Origin of the sequence: Sorangium sp. So ce128 (assembly GCF_051525245.1) — a bacterium.
Classification (GTDB): Bacteria; Myxococcota_A; Polyangia; order Polyangiales; family Polyangiaceae; genus Sorangium; species Sorangium cellulosum_B.
In genome coordinates this window covers 4,467,747-4,481,741 of record NZ_CP150313.1, presented here as the reverse complement: position 1 = coordinate 4,481,741, position 13,995 = coordinate 4,467,747, and the positions used below count along the sequence as shown (strand labels likewise).

General features: G+C 70.8%; 9 protein-coding genes. 5 read left to right on the top strand and 4 right to left on the bottom strand.

Annotated elements, in window-relative coordinates:
• Positions 1 to 27: 27 nt before the first annotated feature.
• Both WME82_RS17140 and WME82_RS17135 read right to left on the bottom strand, forming a co-directional pair.
• On the bottom strand, positions 28 to 516 hold the full coding sequence (locus tag WME82_RS17140) for a hypothetical protein (RefSeq protein WP_438043695.1): 489 nt from the start codon (positions 514 to 516) through the stop codon (positions 28 to 30).
• A gap of 11 nt (positions 517 to 527) precedes the next feature.
• Positions 528 to 2,183, bottom strand: coding sequence for a DUF2330 domain-containing protein (locus WME82_RS17135; RefSeq protein WP_438044900.1), 1,656 nt, complete (start codon positions 2,181 to 2,183; stop codon positions 528 to 530).
• A gap of 215 nt (positions 2,184 to 2,398) precedes the next feature.
• On the opposite strand from WME82_RS17135, the gene WME82_RS17130 reads away from it, so the two are divergent.
• Positions 2,399 to 5,551 (top strand): hypothetical protein, encoded by a 3,153-nt coding sequence (locus WME82_RS17130; protein ID WP_438043694.1) that lies wholly within the window; start codon positions 2,399 to 2,401, stop codon positions 5,549 to 5,551.
• Between the two features lie 304 nt (positions 5,552 to 5,855).
• Positions 5,856 to 7,085, top strand: a complete 1,230-nt coding sequence (locus WME82_RS17125) for a hypothetical protein (RefSeq protein ID WP_438043693.1) — start codon at positions 5,856 to 5,858, stop codon at positions 7,083 to 7,085.
• Between the two features lie 198 nt (positions 7,086 to 7,283).
• Here the strand turns inward: WME82_RS17125 and WME82_RS17120 are convergent, their stop codons facing one another.
• Positions 7,284 to 7,733, bottom strand: a complete 450-nt coding sequence (locus WME82_RS17120) for a hypothetical protein (RefSeq protein ID WP_438043692.1) — start codon at positions 7,731 to 7,733, stop codon at positions 7,284 to 7,286.
• 512 nt (positions 7,734 to 8,245) lie between these two features.
• Here WME82_RS17120 and WME82_RS17115 point away from each other — a divergent pair.
• On the top strand, positions 8,246 to 8,620 hold the full coding sequence (locus WME82_RS17115; RefSeq protein WP_438043691.1) for a hypothetical protein: 375 nt from the start codon (positions 8,246 to 8,248) through the stop codon (positions 8,618 to 8,620).
• Positions 8,617 to 11,286, top strand: coding sequence for a hypothetical protein (locus tag WME82_RS17110; RefSeq protein WP_438043690.1), 2,670 nt, complete (start codon positions 8,617 to 8,619; stop codon positions 11,284 to 11,286). Before WME82_RS17115 ends, WME82_RS17110 begins: the two co-directional genes overlap by 4 nt.
• Positions 11,287 to 11,446: 160 nt before the next feature.
• On the opposite strand, the gene WME82_RS17105 is transcribed toward WME82_RS17110, so the two are convergent.
• Positions 11,447 to 11,899: a hypothetical protein gene (locus tag WME82_RS17105; RefSeq protein WP_438043689.1), complete on the bottom strand. Its 453-nt coding sequence runs from the start codon at positions 11,897 to 11,899 to the stop codon at positions 11,447 to 11,449.
• A gap of 682 nt (positions 11,900 to 12,581) precedes the next feature.
• Here WME82_RS17105 and WME82_RS17100 point away from each other — a divergent pair.
• Positions 12,582 to 13,946 (top strand): hypothetical protein, encoded by a 1,365-nt coding sequence (locus WME82_RS17100; protein ID WP_438043688.1) that lies wholly within the window; start codon positions 12,582 to 12,584, stop codon positions 13,944 to 13,946.
• Positions 13,947 to 13,995: the final 49 nt, after the last annotated feature.

The following is a 13,995-nucleotide window of genomic DNA, read 5'->3' as shown; positions in this document are numbered from 1 at the left end:
CCCGACTGGCGATGTGGATTTCGGGCCCTATGGCCGCCCAGCACAGGCCTCGTCGCTGTCCCATCGGGGGAGTACCAGTCGCTCGGCGGTCGCAACCGTGCCTCGCGCGTCGGTCACCACCCCCCTGATCCGGAGCGGTTGGCCGATGGCACAAGCTGGCTCGCGGAGCACGGCCGGCCATCCGATGAACTCGCACCGGCCGTCCTCGAGCTCCTCGAGCGCGATCCTCCCCCGGCTGGTCGTCGCCGAGGACGGATCGTCGATCACGGTCGTCGTGACCTCGAGCTGGGCGCCCTCGGGCTCCAGGCCGAGCGTCCTGACGCTCGTCCACACGTGCCAGCCGCCCTGAGCGCCGTGGGCGAGCTCGACCTCCTGGCCGTCGGCCAGCGGCTCGAACTGCCACTCGCCGGTGCCGAGCTCGGCGATGCCCTGCGCCGGCGGCTCGTCCCCGCCGGCGCAGCCGGGAGCGAACGCGAGGAGCACGGCGAAACCCGCGGCGGAGGTCGAGCTGGCCACGGCGTGGACTCCTACGAGCGCCGGCGGCGGCGCGCGGCCACCAGCAGCCCGAGCAGCGCGCCGCTGAGGCCGACGGCGCTGCCGGCATGGCCGCCGGCGTTGCAGCCTCCGGAGGCGGCCGCGACGGCGGGCGGCGGCACATCGACCGGTCGGCCGCCCGGCAGCGAATCGGGCAGCTGCGGGACGCGCCGGTCGTAGAAGGACGCGGGGACGGGCTCGTCGGGAAGCACGCAGGTCGACGTGCGGCTGCCGTCGGCGCCGATCGTGCCAACCGCCACATAACCGGTCGAGCAGCGGCAGGTCGGCGTCATGTTCATCGGCACGCACTCGCCGTTCGCGCCGCAATCGAACGTCGCACAAGGATCCGCGAGCGGCGGCGCGTCAGGAAGTGCGCGGTCACCCGGGTTGAGGAACGACATGCGGAGGTCCTGGCAGGTCACCGTCGGCCGACCCGAAGGATCGAACGTGGTGCGCGCGGTCGTCCCGGGCACACACGCGCAGGCGGCGACGGGCTGGGTGCCGGCTGCGCCCTCGACGACGCGGCACAGGCCGCCTGCGCCGCACGCCGCGAAGTCGCACGGCGACGCGGCGCCGGCAGCCTCGGCGCCCGGCGCGACGCACAGGTCGCGGTCATCGACGTAGCGCGAGAGCAGGCGGGTGTTCGACACCACGGGACCGTCGGTGCGCCGGAAGATCGGATCGACGGTCATCTCCTCGGGCGACAGGCGCGTATAGAGCCGGGTGATGGTCGCGTTGCCCTCCAGCAGCGGCAGCAGCGCGTCGCGCGCGGCCAGCTGATCCTCGTCCGAGGTCATCGTGTTGCGGACCTGCTCGGCGATGTCGGTCGTCGGTCCGCTCATCTCCGTGACGAAGCCTCGGCCGCCGGCCTCGTCGACGCCGCGCGCGACGAGCGCCGTCCAGTTCGTCTGCACCGGCCACTGGTTCGCGCTCCAGACGATCTGGTTGTCGTCGATCTCGACGTCCGGCCAGTTGGCCGGCCCATAACGCCGGTCGCCGAGGATCATCACGGTGATGCCCATCTCCGGCTCGGCCGCGATCGCCGTCAGCCGGATCGGGATCGACGGCGACCCCGAGGGTAGCGTGAAGCGGAACGGCTGGATGTCGGTGACCTCGGCGTCCGGCTGGAGCCGCAGCGCGAGGAACTTCATCCCCTCGCTCGTATAGATGCGGATGTACGGCACCATCGCGTCGTTGACGCGGAAGTTGTTGTCGCGAAGCCAGCCGACGAGCGCCGTGGGATCGGTCGACTCGACAACGGCCACGTCGTACGGCCCGACCTCTTCCCGGATGTGCACCGTGACGTCGCCGTCGTCGGTGCCGCCCGCGGTGGGCCCGCCCCCCGCGGACTCGGGGAAGGCGGGGTAGCAGTTCGGGTCGTCGGGCCACTGGAACTGCGGGCCCGTCGCTGAATCGAGGGCGGTGAGCGCAAGCTGCGGGAACACAGCGAGGCTCTCCACCGCCGGCACCTCGGCGAGCGGAACCACCCAGGCGAAGTCCGGCGCCGCGCCCGCATACTGGATCTGCGTCACCATCGTGACCGAGCCGTCCTGGTTCGTCGCGAACAGGATCCGCTCCGCGGTCTGGTCCACCGGCTGTCGTCCGCAAAAGAATCCGCCGCACGCCTCAGCGGGTCGGGGCGCAGTCATCAGCGCCGCCGCCGCCATCACCGTAGCCACCCATAGCTTGCGCATGGTCTACATCCTCCTCGCCCGACCGATCGGGCGAACGCCCCCCAGGCAAACACAGTGCCATGCACAAGAAAAGGCGATTCCTGGGTACGACCACGCCGCCCTCGCGGAGCCCGCTTTCGAGAGCGCATCCGCTCACCCTTCGGGGCCGCCTTCGGAGATAGCGTCGATTCATGACAAGCGTACTCGCGATCATCAGCGCCGCCGCGCTCGCCGGCCTGGAGAAGCAACACGGGGCGTGCGAGCCAGGGAGCGTCCTGCCCCTCGATCGCTACCTGAGCCGACACCGCGCCCTCGAGCCCCTCTCGGAGGGAGGCACGCTCTACCTGGCCGCGGTGCGCCAGCCCGGAGAGCGCCTCTGGCTCGTGGCCGCGCTCCGCTTCCCCCAGGCAGAGGCCGAGATGTGGACGGCGGAGGCGAACGTCGCTCCCATCACCGACATCACCGATCTGGTCGGCAGCCTGCGCTTCTCGAGCGGCAAGGGCCTGACGGCGGCGCCCGGGAAGCTCGCGATGTCGCTCCAGACGCCCCGCGCCCTCACCGAGGACGACCAGGTCTTGCTCGAAGCGCGCGTCAGCCCGAGCGCGCGCGCTGCGTACGAGGCCGCCAGGCGAGACGCGCTGCCGCCCAGGAAGGCCGCGAAGGCCGCGGTGAAGCCCGCCAAGAAGGGCCAGCCAGACGCCATCGCCGCGCTGGCCCCCGTGGACGACCTCGATCTCGTCGCCGCGCTCGCGAACATCGACGACTGGCGGCGCCTGTCGAAGGGCGGCAAGGAACGCGTGCTCGCCGAGCTCGTGGAGCGCCTCGCCGCGGAGGCTTCCGGACCGAGCTTCGAGCTCGCGGCGCCGCACGTGGGCAGCGACGGCCTCGGCGTCCTGCGCGACACCGAGACGGGGCACGAGCTCGTGGTCGTGCCCGGCGGCGTCGCGCGCGTGGGCTTCGCGCCCGACGACATGCTCACCTGCTGGGCCGCGGCCGACCTCGGCGACGTCGACGAAGCGGCGTTCCAGGACGGCTTCCGCTCGGCGCGGCCCCCGCGCTGGTTCCGCCTTCCGCCGTTCCTTGTCGCGCGCCGCGGCGCTCCGTGCGCGGAGGACGAGCGCGACGATTATCTCGCCGCGGCCGCCCGGCGTGGCTACCGCGAGATCCGTGAGGTGGAATGGGAATGGTGCGCCCAGGAGGGCGGCGCCGTCTCGTTCGTGGGGATGGCGCGGGGCGCGCCCGACTTCTCGCCGAACCAGGAGCCCGCGCCCCTCGATCCCACCGGCTTCGGGCTCCACGATTTCATCGACGAGCCCTGCCGCATGGCCGACGCCTTCCACCCGACCTGGGACACCGCGCTCGAGACAGGCGACTTCCCGCCGGGCCCGGGTGACGCCCCGCGCGCCCTCCGGCTCGCGCACACCCAGTGGCAGTCCCGCGAGGAGCTGATCGCCTGGCACCGCGCGGCGCGGGCCTGCGAGTCGGAGCACACGCAGGGCACCCTCCGCCTCGTGCGCGACTTGCCCTGCAAGGACGCGGCGCTCGACCTGCTCGCCGGGGTCGCTCTGCCCACCGAGGCGCCCATCGCTCGCCTGCTCGAGGCGATCGGCGGCAAGACGCCCGACAGAAAGCGCGCGCTCCGCGTCCTCGACGATCTCGCCACCGACCCTGCCGGTGCGCCCGAAGCTCCCGCGCTCCTCGCCCATCTCGTGAAGGGCGACCCGGCGTGGGATCCGAAGGTGCACCTCCACGCTCTCCGGCTCGGCGTCCGCCTGGCCGAGGACCGGGGAGCGCGCGAGGAGCGCCCCGGAGCGCGCGCCGCCGCGCGCGCGGCCCTCGCCAGCCACGAGCCCACGCTCGCAGCGCGGCTCGGGGATGCGACGCCGAACGTCCGCGCACACGCCCTCTACGCCCTCTCCCGCATCACGCCGTCGAGCGCGACGCGGGCGGCCGTGCTCGAGCTCGCACAGCGCGAGAAGCAGGAGCCGACGCGCATGGCCGCCTTCCTCTGCCTCGGCGCGTGGCTGGCGCGCGAGCAGGACACCGAAGCGCACGAGCTGCTCGCGGGCGCCGTGAAGGGACGCTCGGCTCCCCTCGCCTCGGTCGCCGCGCTCGCGCTCGCGCTCGGCACCCCGCTCGAGCGACTGCCCGAAGGAGGGCTCCTGCGCCTCTGCCAGGCGCTCGGACTGAAGTCCAAGGCGGCCGACGCCCTGCCCTTCTGGGATGGAAACCTCCGTGAGCGAGCCTTCGCGATCCTCCGGAACGCGAGCGAGGCCACGCGCGAGGAGGCCGCGCGCTCCCTGCTCGCGCCGCTCGAGGGCCCGGACGCCCCCTCCGCGAGGATCGTGGCGCTCGCGCTGGCGCTCCTGTTCCCGCCTCGGCCGAACGAGCGCGAGACGGTCCGCCCCGAGGCGCTCTCCCCGATGGCGCGGCGCCTGCTCGAGCTCACCGCCGAGCGCGAGGTCGACGCCCCCGTCGACTTCGAGTCCTACGCGGTGCCCCGGTCCCTCGCCCTGCGCCGCGCGCTGATCGGCCTCGGCCCCCGGCTACCGAGCGATCGGCTGGTGCGCCTCCGCTTCGGCGAGGAGGACGTGGAGCTGCCCCTCTGGCGGGCCAGCGAGCGCATCGACGCCGAGGACGACGACCGGGCCAGGGAAGCCCTGAAGAAGCTCGTCGCCGGCCTCTCGCCGCTCGAACGGCTCGCGCTCTGGCTCGACCCCCGCCGGCTCCGCGACCTCGACCTTCCCGGCTCGAACCAAGACCAGCGGAAGCTCATCGCCGACGCGGAGACCCAGGACAGAGGTGCGACCGTGGCGCTCGCGCAGGCCGAGCTCGCGCGCCTCGACGACCTGCGCGCGCGCGGCGCCGAGGTCACGTACTCGACCGTGCTCCGGCTCTTCGCCTGCCTCGTCGAGCCTGGAAAAGAGCTTGATCCGAGCCTCCTCGGCCACCTCGATCTCACGCTGAAGGAGTCCGAGTCGCTGCCCGAGGAGGTGTGGCGCACGCTGCCACGGGCCACGGCGCACGAGCTGCTCGAGCGCACCGCCACGGCCTTCCTCGACGAAGAGCTCGCCGATTTGCAGACCCTGCGCACCAGGTCGCGCGGCGAGAAGGTCGTCGACGCGGCGCTCCTGCTCAAGAGCTTGCGTGGGCTCAAGCTCGGCCTCCTGCTCATGGCCCCCTTCGGCGCCCGCTGGAAGGCCGAGGAGATCGAGCCCACGCTCGGCGCCTGGCCGGAGGCGAAATCGTTCGTGGCCACCTTCAACGCCGATTACGCCAAGGTGAGCAGCGTGCGCGCCGCCGTCGACTTCATCATCGCTCAGCGCCCGAACCTGGGAGTTTGAGCGACGGCCGCGCTCCGCCTCCGCGGGCGATGTGGCGCAATGCACTGGAAACGGGAACGAGGAGCCGCCCAGCGTGTCGTGGACGGGCTCCTCAGATGCTTGGATGAGTTGCGGATCCAGCATCACCATTCCGGTCGGGAGCGGTTCGCTCGGGTTGAGCAACTGGGTTGGCGCCGCGCGCCGCCGCGTTGGCATGGAGCGCGCTCGGCCCCCTTCGGACACCGCAGGAATAGCGCTCTTCTCGCCCTGGAGAACAGCGCCCTCACTGGTACGCGTGTTGCCAACACCGCCCGTGATGTGGCAAATGAGGACTCTCCATCTCACATGGTTGACGCTCGCCGCCGTGGCGTGCGGCACGGATCCGGTGGCGGTGGACCCCCGGACAACCTCGCAGCTGGTCCTCGACGGAGGGCTCAGCGGGGAGCGCCCGCAGGTCATCGTCCTCGTCGTCGATGACACGGACACGGCCGAAGCCGCGCAGCTCCGCGAGCGCGTCGCCCAGAGCGTGCGCGCAGGCCTCCTTGCCGTGATCGAATCGCGGTGGGGAACCTGCGGCAGCGTGGATCCGGCCCAGTGGCACCCCGGCGAACTCCGGGTGGTCGTCGCGCGGCCGAGCGCGCCCGACGCTGCGGCGCTCGTCACCTCGAGGGAAATCCCCGCGCTCGCGTGGACCACGCAGACCTCGCACGAGGAGGAGGTCGAGGCGGTGATGGCAGGCGTGACAGAGGCGCTGGGACAGCGGCTCGCCGAGCCCGGGGAGGAGTACCGCCCGCTACGGACGGCCAGGCGCGCGCTGGAGCTCGTCACGGGCGCGCGCGCACCCGTGGGGGAGGCCGAGGTAGCCCTCGTCAGGTCGCTGCCCCAGGACAGGATCGCGAGATTGCTCGTCGCGAGCACGCGCGACGACGAGGGGCCCGGGCTCGTCGCCGACGAGGTACCCAGCCAGACAGCGCTGTCGATGACCCTGGACACGGAGGTGGTCGGGCCTTTCACCACGCCCGATTGGACCTGTCACGCCATCGACGAAGGCAGCGGGCGACTCGCGGCGTGGAGCGAGCTCGTGCGCGCGGAGCCGATCGCCTCGAGCTGCGACGATCAGCAGACGTGGGACATGCTCCTTCACCCGGGCTTTGCCGATTGCGGCCTCATCTGCCAGGCCCACCCGCTCGCCGTGGACGCCGGAGGCGTGGTCGCTTGCAAGGTCGTGATCGATCAGGCCGATCTCGAGCGCTGCGATGCCGCGCGAGGTCGGCGCGATCCAGGCGGGCAGCCCACGTTCGTCGAGCGCCACGGCGCGGAGCTGCGCCGCTGCGAGGTCGTGCAGCTCGCCGGCGCCGACCTGGAGAGCTGCCGGCATTCGCTCGATTGTCCAGGATGCCCGAGCGGCTTCTGCGCGACCGAGGTGCCGGAGCTCGTGTCGCAGTGGCGCTGCATGCCCTCGGAGCACCCATGGCCGCTCCGGTTCATCGGCGGCGCGATCGAAGGCCGTCGAGGGTGGCTCAACATCACCTGCAGTACCGAAGCAGAGGAATGAGAGACGACATCGCGCGGTGCGCCGTGCCCGGTCGTCGACACCTCGTTCCGAAGCTGACAAATCCTCTCATCTTGTTGACATCATAGCGAAGAAGAAATTGAACAGGGAGGCGGGGAGGCAGGGAGATTGGTGGGATTCTACTCCCCGTCTCCCCGCCTCCCTGTGAATTTTCCCGGAAAGGAACCGGCAGGGCCGGGTTCAGTCGAGGATGGTCCAGGTGGCCTTGGCGGTGCAGGCATAGGCGTCGAGCGCGCCGGGGTGCGAGAGGGGGACGAGCTTGGTCTGGCCCTTGGCGAGCGGCCCCGTGACCGAGCGGGTGTAGGGCCCAGGATCGCCGTAGTAGTGCGTGACGGTGAAGGTGATCTTCGCCGAGTCCGGAACGCCAAAGAGCGAGGTGTTCTTGATCGCCGCGTTCGGGTTGAAGATGCTGGGATAGGTGATCGAGCAGGAGAGGTTCACGGTCTTCGTGACCGGGCCGCCGCCGTCGTCCCCCCCGGGGCCGATGATCGCCTCTGCGCCCTCACCCACGACCTCGGCGGCGTCGCTCGCGCCCTCATCGGCGCTGTCGCCGTCGAGCGGCTCGGCGATGCAGCCGACGAGCGAGAAGGACGAAATGAGCGAGCAGAGGAGCAGGTTCTTGAGCTTCATGGTGGTGTCTCCTTGGGTCGGGGTTCACGCTCACGAGATCGTGTGTCAGCGGCCTCTGGCGAGTTCGAGTCGCCTGGGTGGCCCTCCTCGCTGCCTCGCGGCGTCGCATCCCGATAGAGCAACCGGCAGGCCAGGTTGTCGGGACGCTTCGGGCCGCCCCCGGCGCGCCCAGGATCCGCGGGGATGAGGCTTCTTTCGAGGTTTTCGCGCTCCTCCGCGCGGCGCCGGGGGGCCCCGCGCGGCGCGGTGGAGGTCTGAGCCCCCACGCCGACGGCGCGAGCCTCCACCAGGTGTCTTCTCAGGTGTTCTCTGGCCTGAGAGACTGCGTCGCGCGGAAATGGGAACGAGGAGCCGCCAGATGACCGCCCTTCCTCACGCCGGCGTGCGCCGATCGCTGGAGGTCGGCCACCTTGTCGCCGACGAGGGTCCGGCGAGCGTTGTGCGGGCCATTCGCACCGCGTAGCATCCGCTCTCGTGCGCCCCACGATCTCTGGTCACCGGCCGTCGGTCCCATGCTGATCATCCGACGCCACCAGAAGGCGGCGTTCGCCGCCCTGCAGCGAGACCGCTTCCTGGTCCAGACCGCCGCTTATCTCAGGCGCTGGCATGAGCCCGCCTGCGAGGCGCTGGGCGACGCCGAGCTCCGCGCTTTCATCGAGGAGGGCGTGGTCCGCGCCGGCCGCTATGGCGTCACCCTCGAGCATCACGTGGTCCAGTTTCTCGACTGGATGCTCGATGTCGGCCCCGGCTTCGACGCCGATCCCGCCCACCCCTGGATCGCCCGGATCCTCGGCGATCCCGCCCTCCATGGCGATCTGAAGATGCCGGCCCTCGAGGACGAGGCCAATGCACGAGGGTTTCCCCTGGGAGGCGACGGCTCGCCATGAAACGCAACATCCCGACGGGTTACGACCTCCAGCCTAGGAAGCGGCACAAGCCGTCACCCAGGCAGGAAGCGCGCGATCAGGCGTTCGGCGAGCACAGCGCCCGGCGGGTCGGCGACCCCATCCTGGCCTGCCGGGACTGCCGCCCGGTGCTCGTCAATCTCAGGGTCATCGCAGGCGCCACGCCGATCGGGCCGAGCGCCTCGCGAACGACCACGCACCCCGCCGGCTTCGTCCTTCTCGAGGCGGATACCATCCCCAACGACGGAACCGCCTGGAACCAGATCGCGTGGGTTGGGGGGCTCGACGCGGGCAGTCCCCGGCACCGGCTGGTCCCACGCTCGCAAGCCGGCGACTTCGTGGTGTTCGCATGCCTCGGCCCGATGTTCGCCTCCCATCACGTCACGGTCTTCGATCCTTTCCTCGTGCGGCTCGACGTGGTGAGAGACGCCGAGCTTCACCGCGGGACCTGGTGGACGCTCCACGAAGAGGACGGGGGGGTGCTGGTGCGGGCGACGACCACGCCCGACGATGAGGAGACGTGGGCCCAGATCCAGTGGACCGGCGGGGCTCCCGCTGACGGAAGCCCGAACCTGCGCACTGTCTCGCGCGCCGTGTTCGACGAGCAGATCATCGGGGCGACCCTTGGCGGGTTCGAGGACGAGCTCGTCGTGCGGGCGTTCCGGCTCGACTCGCTGGTGCTCAGCGCGAACGAAGCGTCCTACGACACCGCTGCGACGGTCACCGCGACGGCCACCACCTCCCCCGACGATCCGGCCGTTTGGGCCCAGCTCGGATGGCATGGCGTCGCGTCATCGAACGGCAACACGGCGCTGGTCTCGTGCGATCAGCTCGGCTCGCAGAACGTGCGGGTGTCGCTGCGCGGCCAATTCCGCTCGGCCACCCTCACCGTGCGCCCCGTGCTCGTCTCGCTGGAGCTCAGCAACAGAGAAGCGTCCCACGACGCCGCTGCGACGGTCACCGCGACGGCCACCACCCTCCCCGACGTGCCGAACGCCTGGAACCAGCTCCAATGGGAGGGCGCCGCGCCCAGCGGCGACCAACACACCGCCCAGGTCTCGTGCGATCAGCTCGGCTCGCGGGAGGTGCGGGTATCGCTGCGCGGCGCGTCCCGCTCCGACACCCTCACCGTGCACCCCGTGCTCGTCCGGCTCGATGTCGTCAACGCCACGGACAATGGCAGCGGCGCCTGGGAGGCCTTCAAGGGGACAACCGACGTGGTGATCCGAGCCGTCACCTCGCCGCCCCCCGCCGCGAGTCAGATCACCTGGGTCGGGGGCGTCCCGGTCCAGGCGGGCATCGTGAACGTGTCGTGCGCGGACATCGGCACAACCGACATCGAGGCTGCGCTCAACGGTCCACCCCAGAAGGTCACGATCATCGTCAAGCGAGACCTCCCAGCCTTGCTTGGCAACTACGGCGCAGACCAGAAGATCCTCACCGCGGCCGAGAAGTTCTTTACCCACCGCGGCACCGAACCCCAGCTCGGCGACGCGGTGAGGAGGTCCTACCCGCCCAGGGAACTCCACAGTTGGCTGCAGCTCGCCTCGGTCGAGCTCCAGGTCACCCCGGGTCTCACGCTGCTGAAGAGCCTCGCGCCGGCCTGCCTGGCGGCGAACCTGCAGGCGACCGCCCAGCTGCTGAAAGCCGCCTGCGACGTCGTCCGCAAGGGGCGCACCGCCGTGGCAGTCGCGCAGCTGCTGTCCCGCTACTACACCCCTGATCGCTGCGTGAAGCTGACCGAGCTGCTCGCGCTGCCTCTGTCCGACGCAGACTGGAGCACGATCCTCGCTGACCACCAGCTCTGGCCAGTCGGTCGCAACTTCCTCGTGTTCGACCGCGTGCTCCGTGCTTCGGCGAGCGCGAACTTCGGGTCCGATCGCGCGCTGAACGTGCTCCACGCGCTACGGTGGGTGATCGACGATTTCGACAAGGCCATGGTGATTCTGGCGAGCGCGCCCGCGCTCCCCGAGGCCCGTCTGCTCTGGCTCCTCGAACCTGGACAGCGTGTGCTCGGCGACGCCGCCAATGCGGGCCTGCTCATCGAGGCCCAGGGGACGCCTCTCGGGAAAGAGGCCGCCGAGGTCCTGGTGCAGTCGTGGGGCATCGCCGGTCAACAGGCCCAGGATGCCCTCGACTACGCGACGAACGGCGCTGCGACCTTCGACGTCGTGCACGAGCGGCTCTTCGCGTTGAAGGCCACGGGCGGCAACCAGCAGAGGGCGAACCAGCTGCTCGTCCAGCAGGATTATGCTGTACATGACGCCCGCGCGTTGCTCGCGAGAAACGCCGGTAAAAATTGCGCCGAACACTATGCCGACAATGACAATTCGGCCAAAAACGCGACCGAGTTGCGCCGAAACGTGGGTGCCAACGCCTGCATCCCCAGCGGGCTCGATGGGATGGCCACGCAGCTCGCGCGGGTGCTGCACCAGCACCGCGCGGAGATCAACGGCTTGCAGAATGGCACGGAGACCACGCTGATGAAGTACACGACCCACGGGGCCGGAGAGCTGTGGATCTCGATCCAGGGCGGCAACCCCGTGAAAGAGGATTGGGTGGGCCTCGAGGTCGTGCTCATCCGTCGATCGAATGGCTCGCTCTTCGTCAAGCACTGCCAGCCCACGACGGCGAAGTCGTGGGTATGATGACCGCCCCTCGCGGATCGGCGCCCCTCACGAGAGCGTGTCACCGAAGAAAATCATCCCGTGAACCATTGTCGCGGTGCGCTCGGGGCCGGGCAGGATTCGCACCCACTGGACGACGACCCCGATTGCGGAAGCTACCGCCTGGTCTGCTGCGGCGGGTTCAGTCGATGATGGTCCAGGTGGCCTTGGCGGTGCAACCGTAGGCGTCGAGCGCGCCGGGGTGCGAGAGGGGGACGAGCTTGGTCTGGCCCTTGGCGAGCGGCCCCGTGACCGAGCGGGTGTAGGGCCCAGGATCGCCGTAGTAGTGCGTGACGGTGAAGGTGATCTTCGCATCCTCCGGAACGCCGAAGAGCGAGGTGTTCTTGATCGCCGCGTTCGGGTTGAAGATGCTGGGATAGGTGATCGAGCAGGAGAGGTTCACGGTCTTCGTGACCGGGCCGCCGCCGCCGTCATCCCCCCCGGGGCCGATGATCGCCTCTGCGCCCTCACCGACGACCTCGGCGGCGTCGCTCGCGCCCTCATCGGCGCCGTCGCCGTCGAGCGGCTCGGCGATGCAGCCGACGAGCGAGAAGGACGAGATGAGCGAGCAGAGGAGCAGGTTCTTGAGCTTCATGGTGGTGTCTCCTTGGGTCAGGGTTCACGCTCACGAGATCGCGTGTCGGCGGGCTCTGGCGAGTTCGAGTCGCCTGGGTGGCCCTCGTCGCTGTCTCGCGGCGTCGCATCCCCATAGAGCAATCGGCAGGCCAGGTTGTCGGGGCCCTTCGGGCCGCCGCCCGGCACGCCCAGGATCCACGGGGAAGACGGCCTCTTTCGGGGTTTTCGCGCTCCACCGCGCAGCGCCGGGGGAGCGCCCGCGCTGCGCGGTGGAGGGCTGAGCCCCCACGCCGACGGCGCGAGCCTCCACCACGTGTCTTCTCAGGTGCTCTCTGGCCCGGGAGGCCGCGGCCGGCTCAAGCTCTGTGCTCGTTCGACGGGTCGGCGCCGCCCGCGCCGCCCACGTCCCGCAGGCCGTGAAGGGAGCGCGGTGCCTTCGGTGCACGAGGCCGAGGAGTCGAGCGCCCGTCCGTCGCGATCCGGCGGCCTCCTTGACGGCGATCGGCGCCCCATGGGATCGTCGGCCATGCAGGTCGAGGCGCGTTTCTCCGAGGCGCGCAGCGTGCAGCGCGCTCCTCGGCGCCCGGGTGGTCCTGCCGCAGGCGGGGCGCCTCGTTGAAGCTCAAGGAGCGTTGATGCTGGCACCGGGCGATCATCCCCGCTCTTTCTTCTCGGACCCTCCGAGGGGTCACGCCGCGTGCGTGGGGGTCCTGGTTGGCCCCTGCATCGCACTCGCCATCCTCGCGGGCAAGCACGTGGCCGTCCCCTGGTTCGTGGTGGAGGCGGGCTTGTTCGTCGTGCTCCTCTGCGTCGCCGCCGCGACCCGCAGCCCTGCGCTGCGCGTCTCTCTTCCCCTCTTCGTCCTTCCGCTCGCGTACCTTTTCTTCCGCGTGACCCGGGATGCGATGACGTGCCCCGACATCCCCCCTTCCTGGCACGTATGGCGAGAGTGGCTGCCGGGCATCGGGAGCGTGTTCGGGCTCATGTCCGCCCTCGTCGGCGCCCTCGGCGTGGTGTTCTTCGCTGCCATGGCGAGCACCATGGTCCGCGTGCCGCCGCGCGCTCTCCACGCGGCGAGCGTCGCCGTCCTCGCGCTGGCCACGGGCCTCATTGCCGTATCGACCGTTCACGCCGTACGAGAGCCCGATCCGGAGGATCACATCACGTCCCTTCCGAGCATCGGGGTCGTCCCGCCCGTCGAGGGGGAGCCCTCGATGATCGCCGAGGGCCCGTCGGACCCGTCCGGACCGCCCCTCGTGACGCGCATCCACGACGTGACCATCGGCCGGCTGGGCGTGCGCCGGTTGTGCCCGAGCCTGTCCGAGAGGTGTTTTCTCGATGTGGAGGAGGCCGGGAGGCCTTTCGACGCTCACCTCGTGACGTGGCTGTCTCAGCGGGGCATTTACACGATGGTCGACCCCGAGGCGTGCTGGCAGCAGCCGGGTTGGATCAACCCCCGCGATTCTCTCGTCATCCGCCAGGCGTCGTCGCTCGTTCGCGAAGCGTCTCTGTTCGCCAAGCACCGCGAGCGGGGCGAGCTGCTCGTGCTCGACGGAGCGATCCACGATGTCCATCGCGGCGGCGAAGCAGGTCCGGCCGTCGTCACGGCGCCGCGGTTCTTTGCGACGGCCGTGTCCATGCGCCTCATCGCCGACATGCTCGGCGCTCACCGGCGCGCGATCGCCGTCGCGACCTGCGGGGCGCTGCTCTCCGCGGCGCTGCTCGGGTATCGCCGGCGCGCCCGCCGCGCCCTCGCGCGGATCGCGGGGGCGAGGGTCGCGGTGATCGAGCAGAACGGCTGGCTCGACTTCGCGGACGGCTCGCCTCCCGTGCGCGCCGCAGACCGCGGCTTGCCGCCCGGACCGGTCGTGGTCCTCGGACCGACGTCCGCGGGCACGTACCGCGGAGGGGCTCTCTCCGGCGCCGAGATCGTCGCCGGAGAGCAGGCAGGGCTGCTCGAGCGAGGGCGCGCACGGATCGCCCAGATCGACGTCCTCGTCTTCTTCGTCGCGGTGCTCACGCCGCTGCCGCTGCTGACCATCGCGGTCACGCTGAGCCTCTGGTAGCGGCCGGCGCCCTGCCCGCCGTTGCGCGCCCCGCGCGGGTGCTAGGGTG

Excerpts from the sequence above, each read along its gene's own strand:
- WME82_RS17135 (WP_438044900.1), bottom strand. The coding sequence starts at position 2,183 with ATGACTGCGCCCCGACCCGCTGAGGCGTGCGGCGGATTCTTTTGCGGA.
- WME82_RS17130 (WP_438043694.1), top strand. The coding sequence starts at position 2,399 with ATGACAAGCGTACTCGCGATCATCAGCGCCGCCGCGCTCGCCGGCCTG.
- WME82_RS17125 (WP_438043693.1), top strand. The coding sequence starts at position 5,856 with ATGAGGACTCTCCATCTCACATGGTTGACGCTCGCCGCCGTGGCGTGC.
- WME82_RS17120 (WP_438043692.1), bottom strand. The coding sequence starts at position 7,733 with ATGAAGCTCAAGAACCTGCTCCTCTGCTCGCTCATTTCGTCCTTCTCG.
- WME82_RS17115 (WP_438043691.1), top strand. The coding sequence starts at position 8,246 with ATGCTGATCATCCGACGCCACCAGAAGGCGGCGTTCGCCGCCCTGCAG.
- WME82_RS17110 (WP_438043690.1), top strand. The coding sequence starts at position 8,617 with ATGAAACGCAACATCCCGACGGGTTACGACCTCCAGCCTAGGAAGCGG.
- WME82_RS17105 (WP_438043689.1), bottom strand. The coding sequence starts at position 11,899 with ATGAAGCTCAAGAACCTGCTCCTCTGCTCGCTCATCTCGTCCTTCTCG.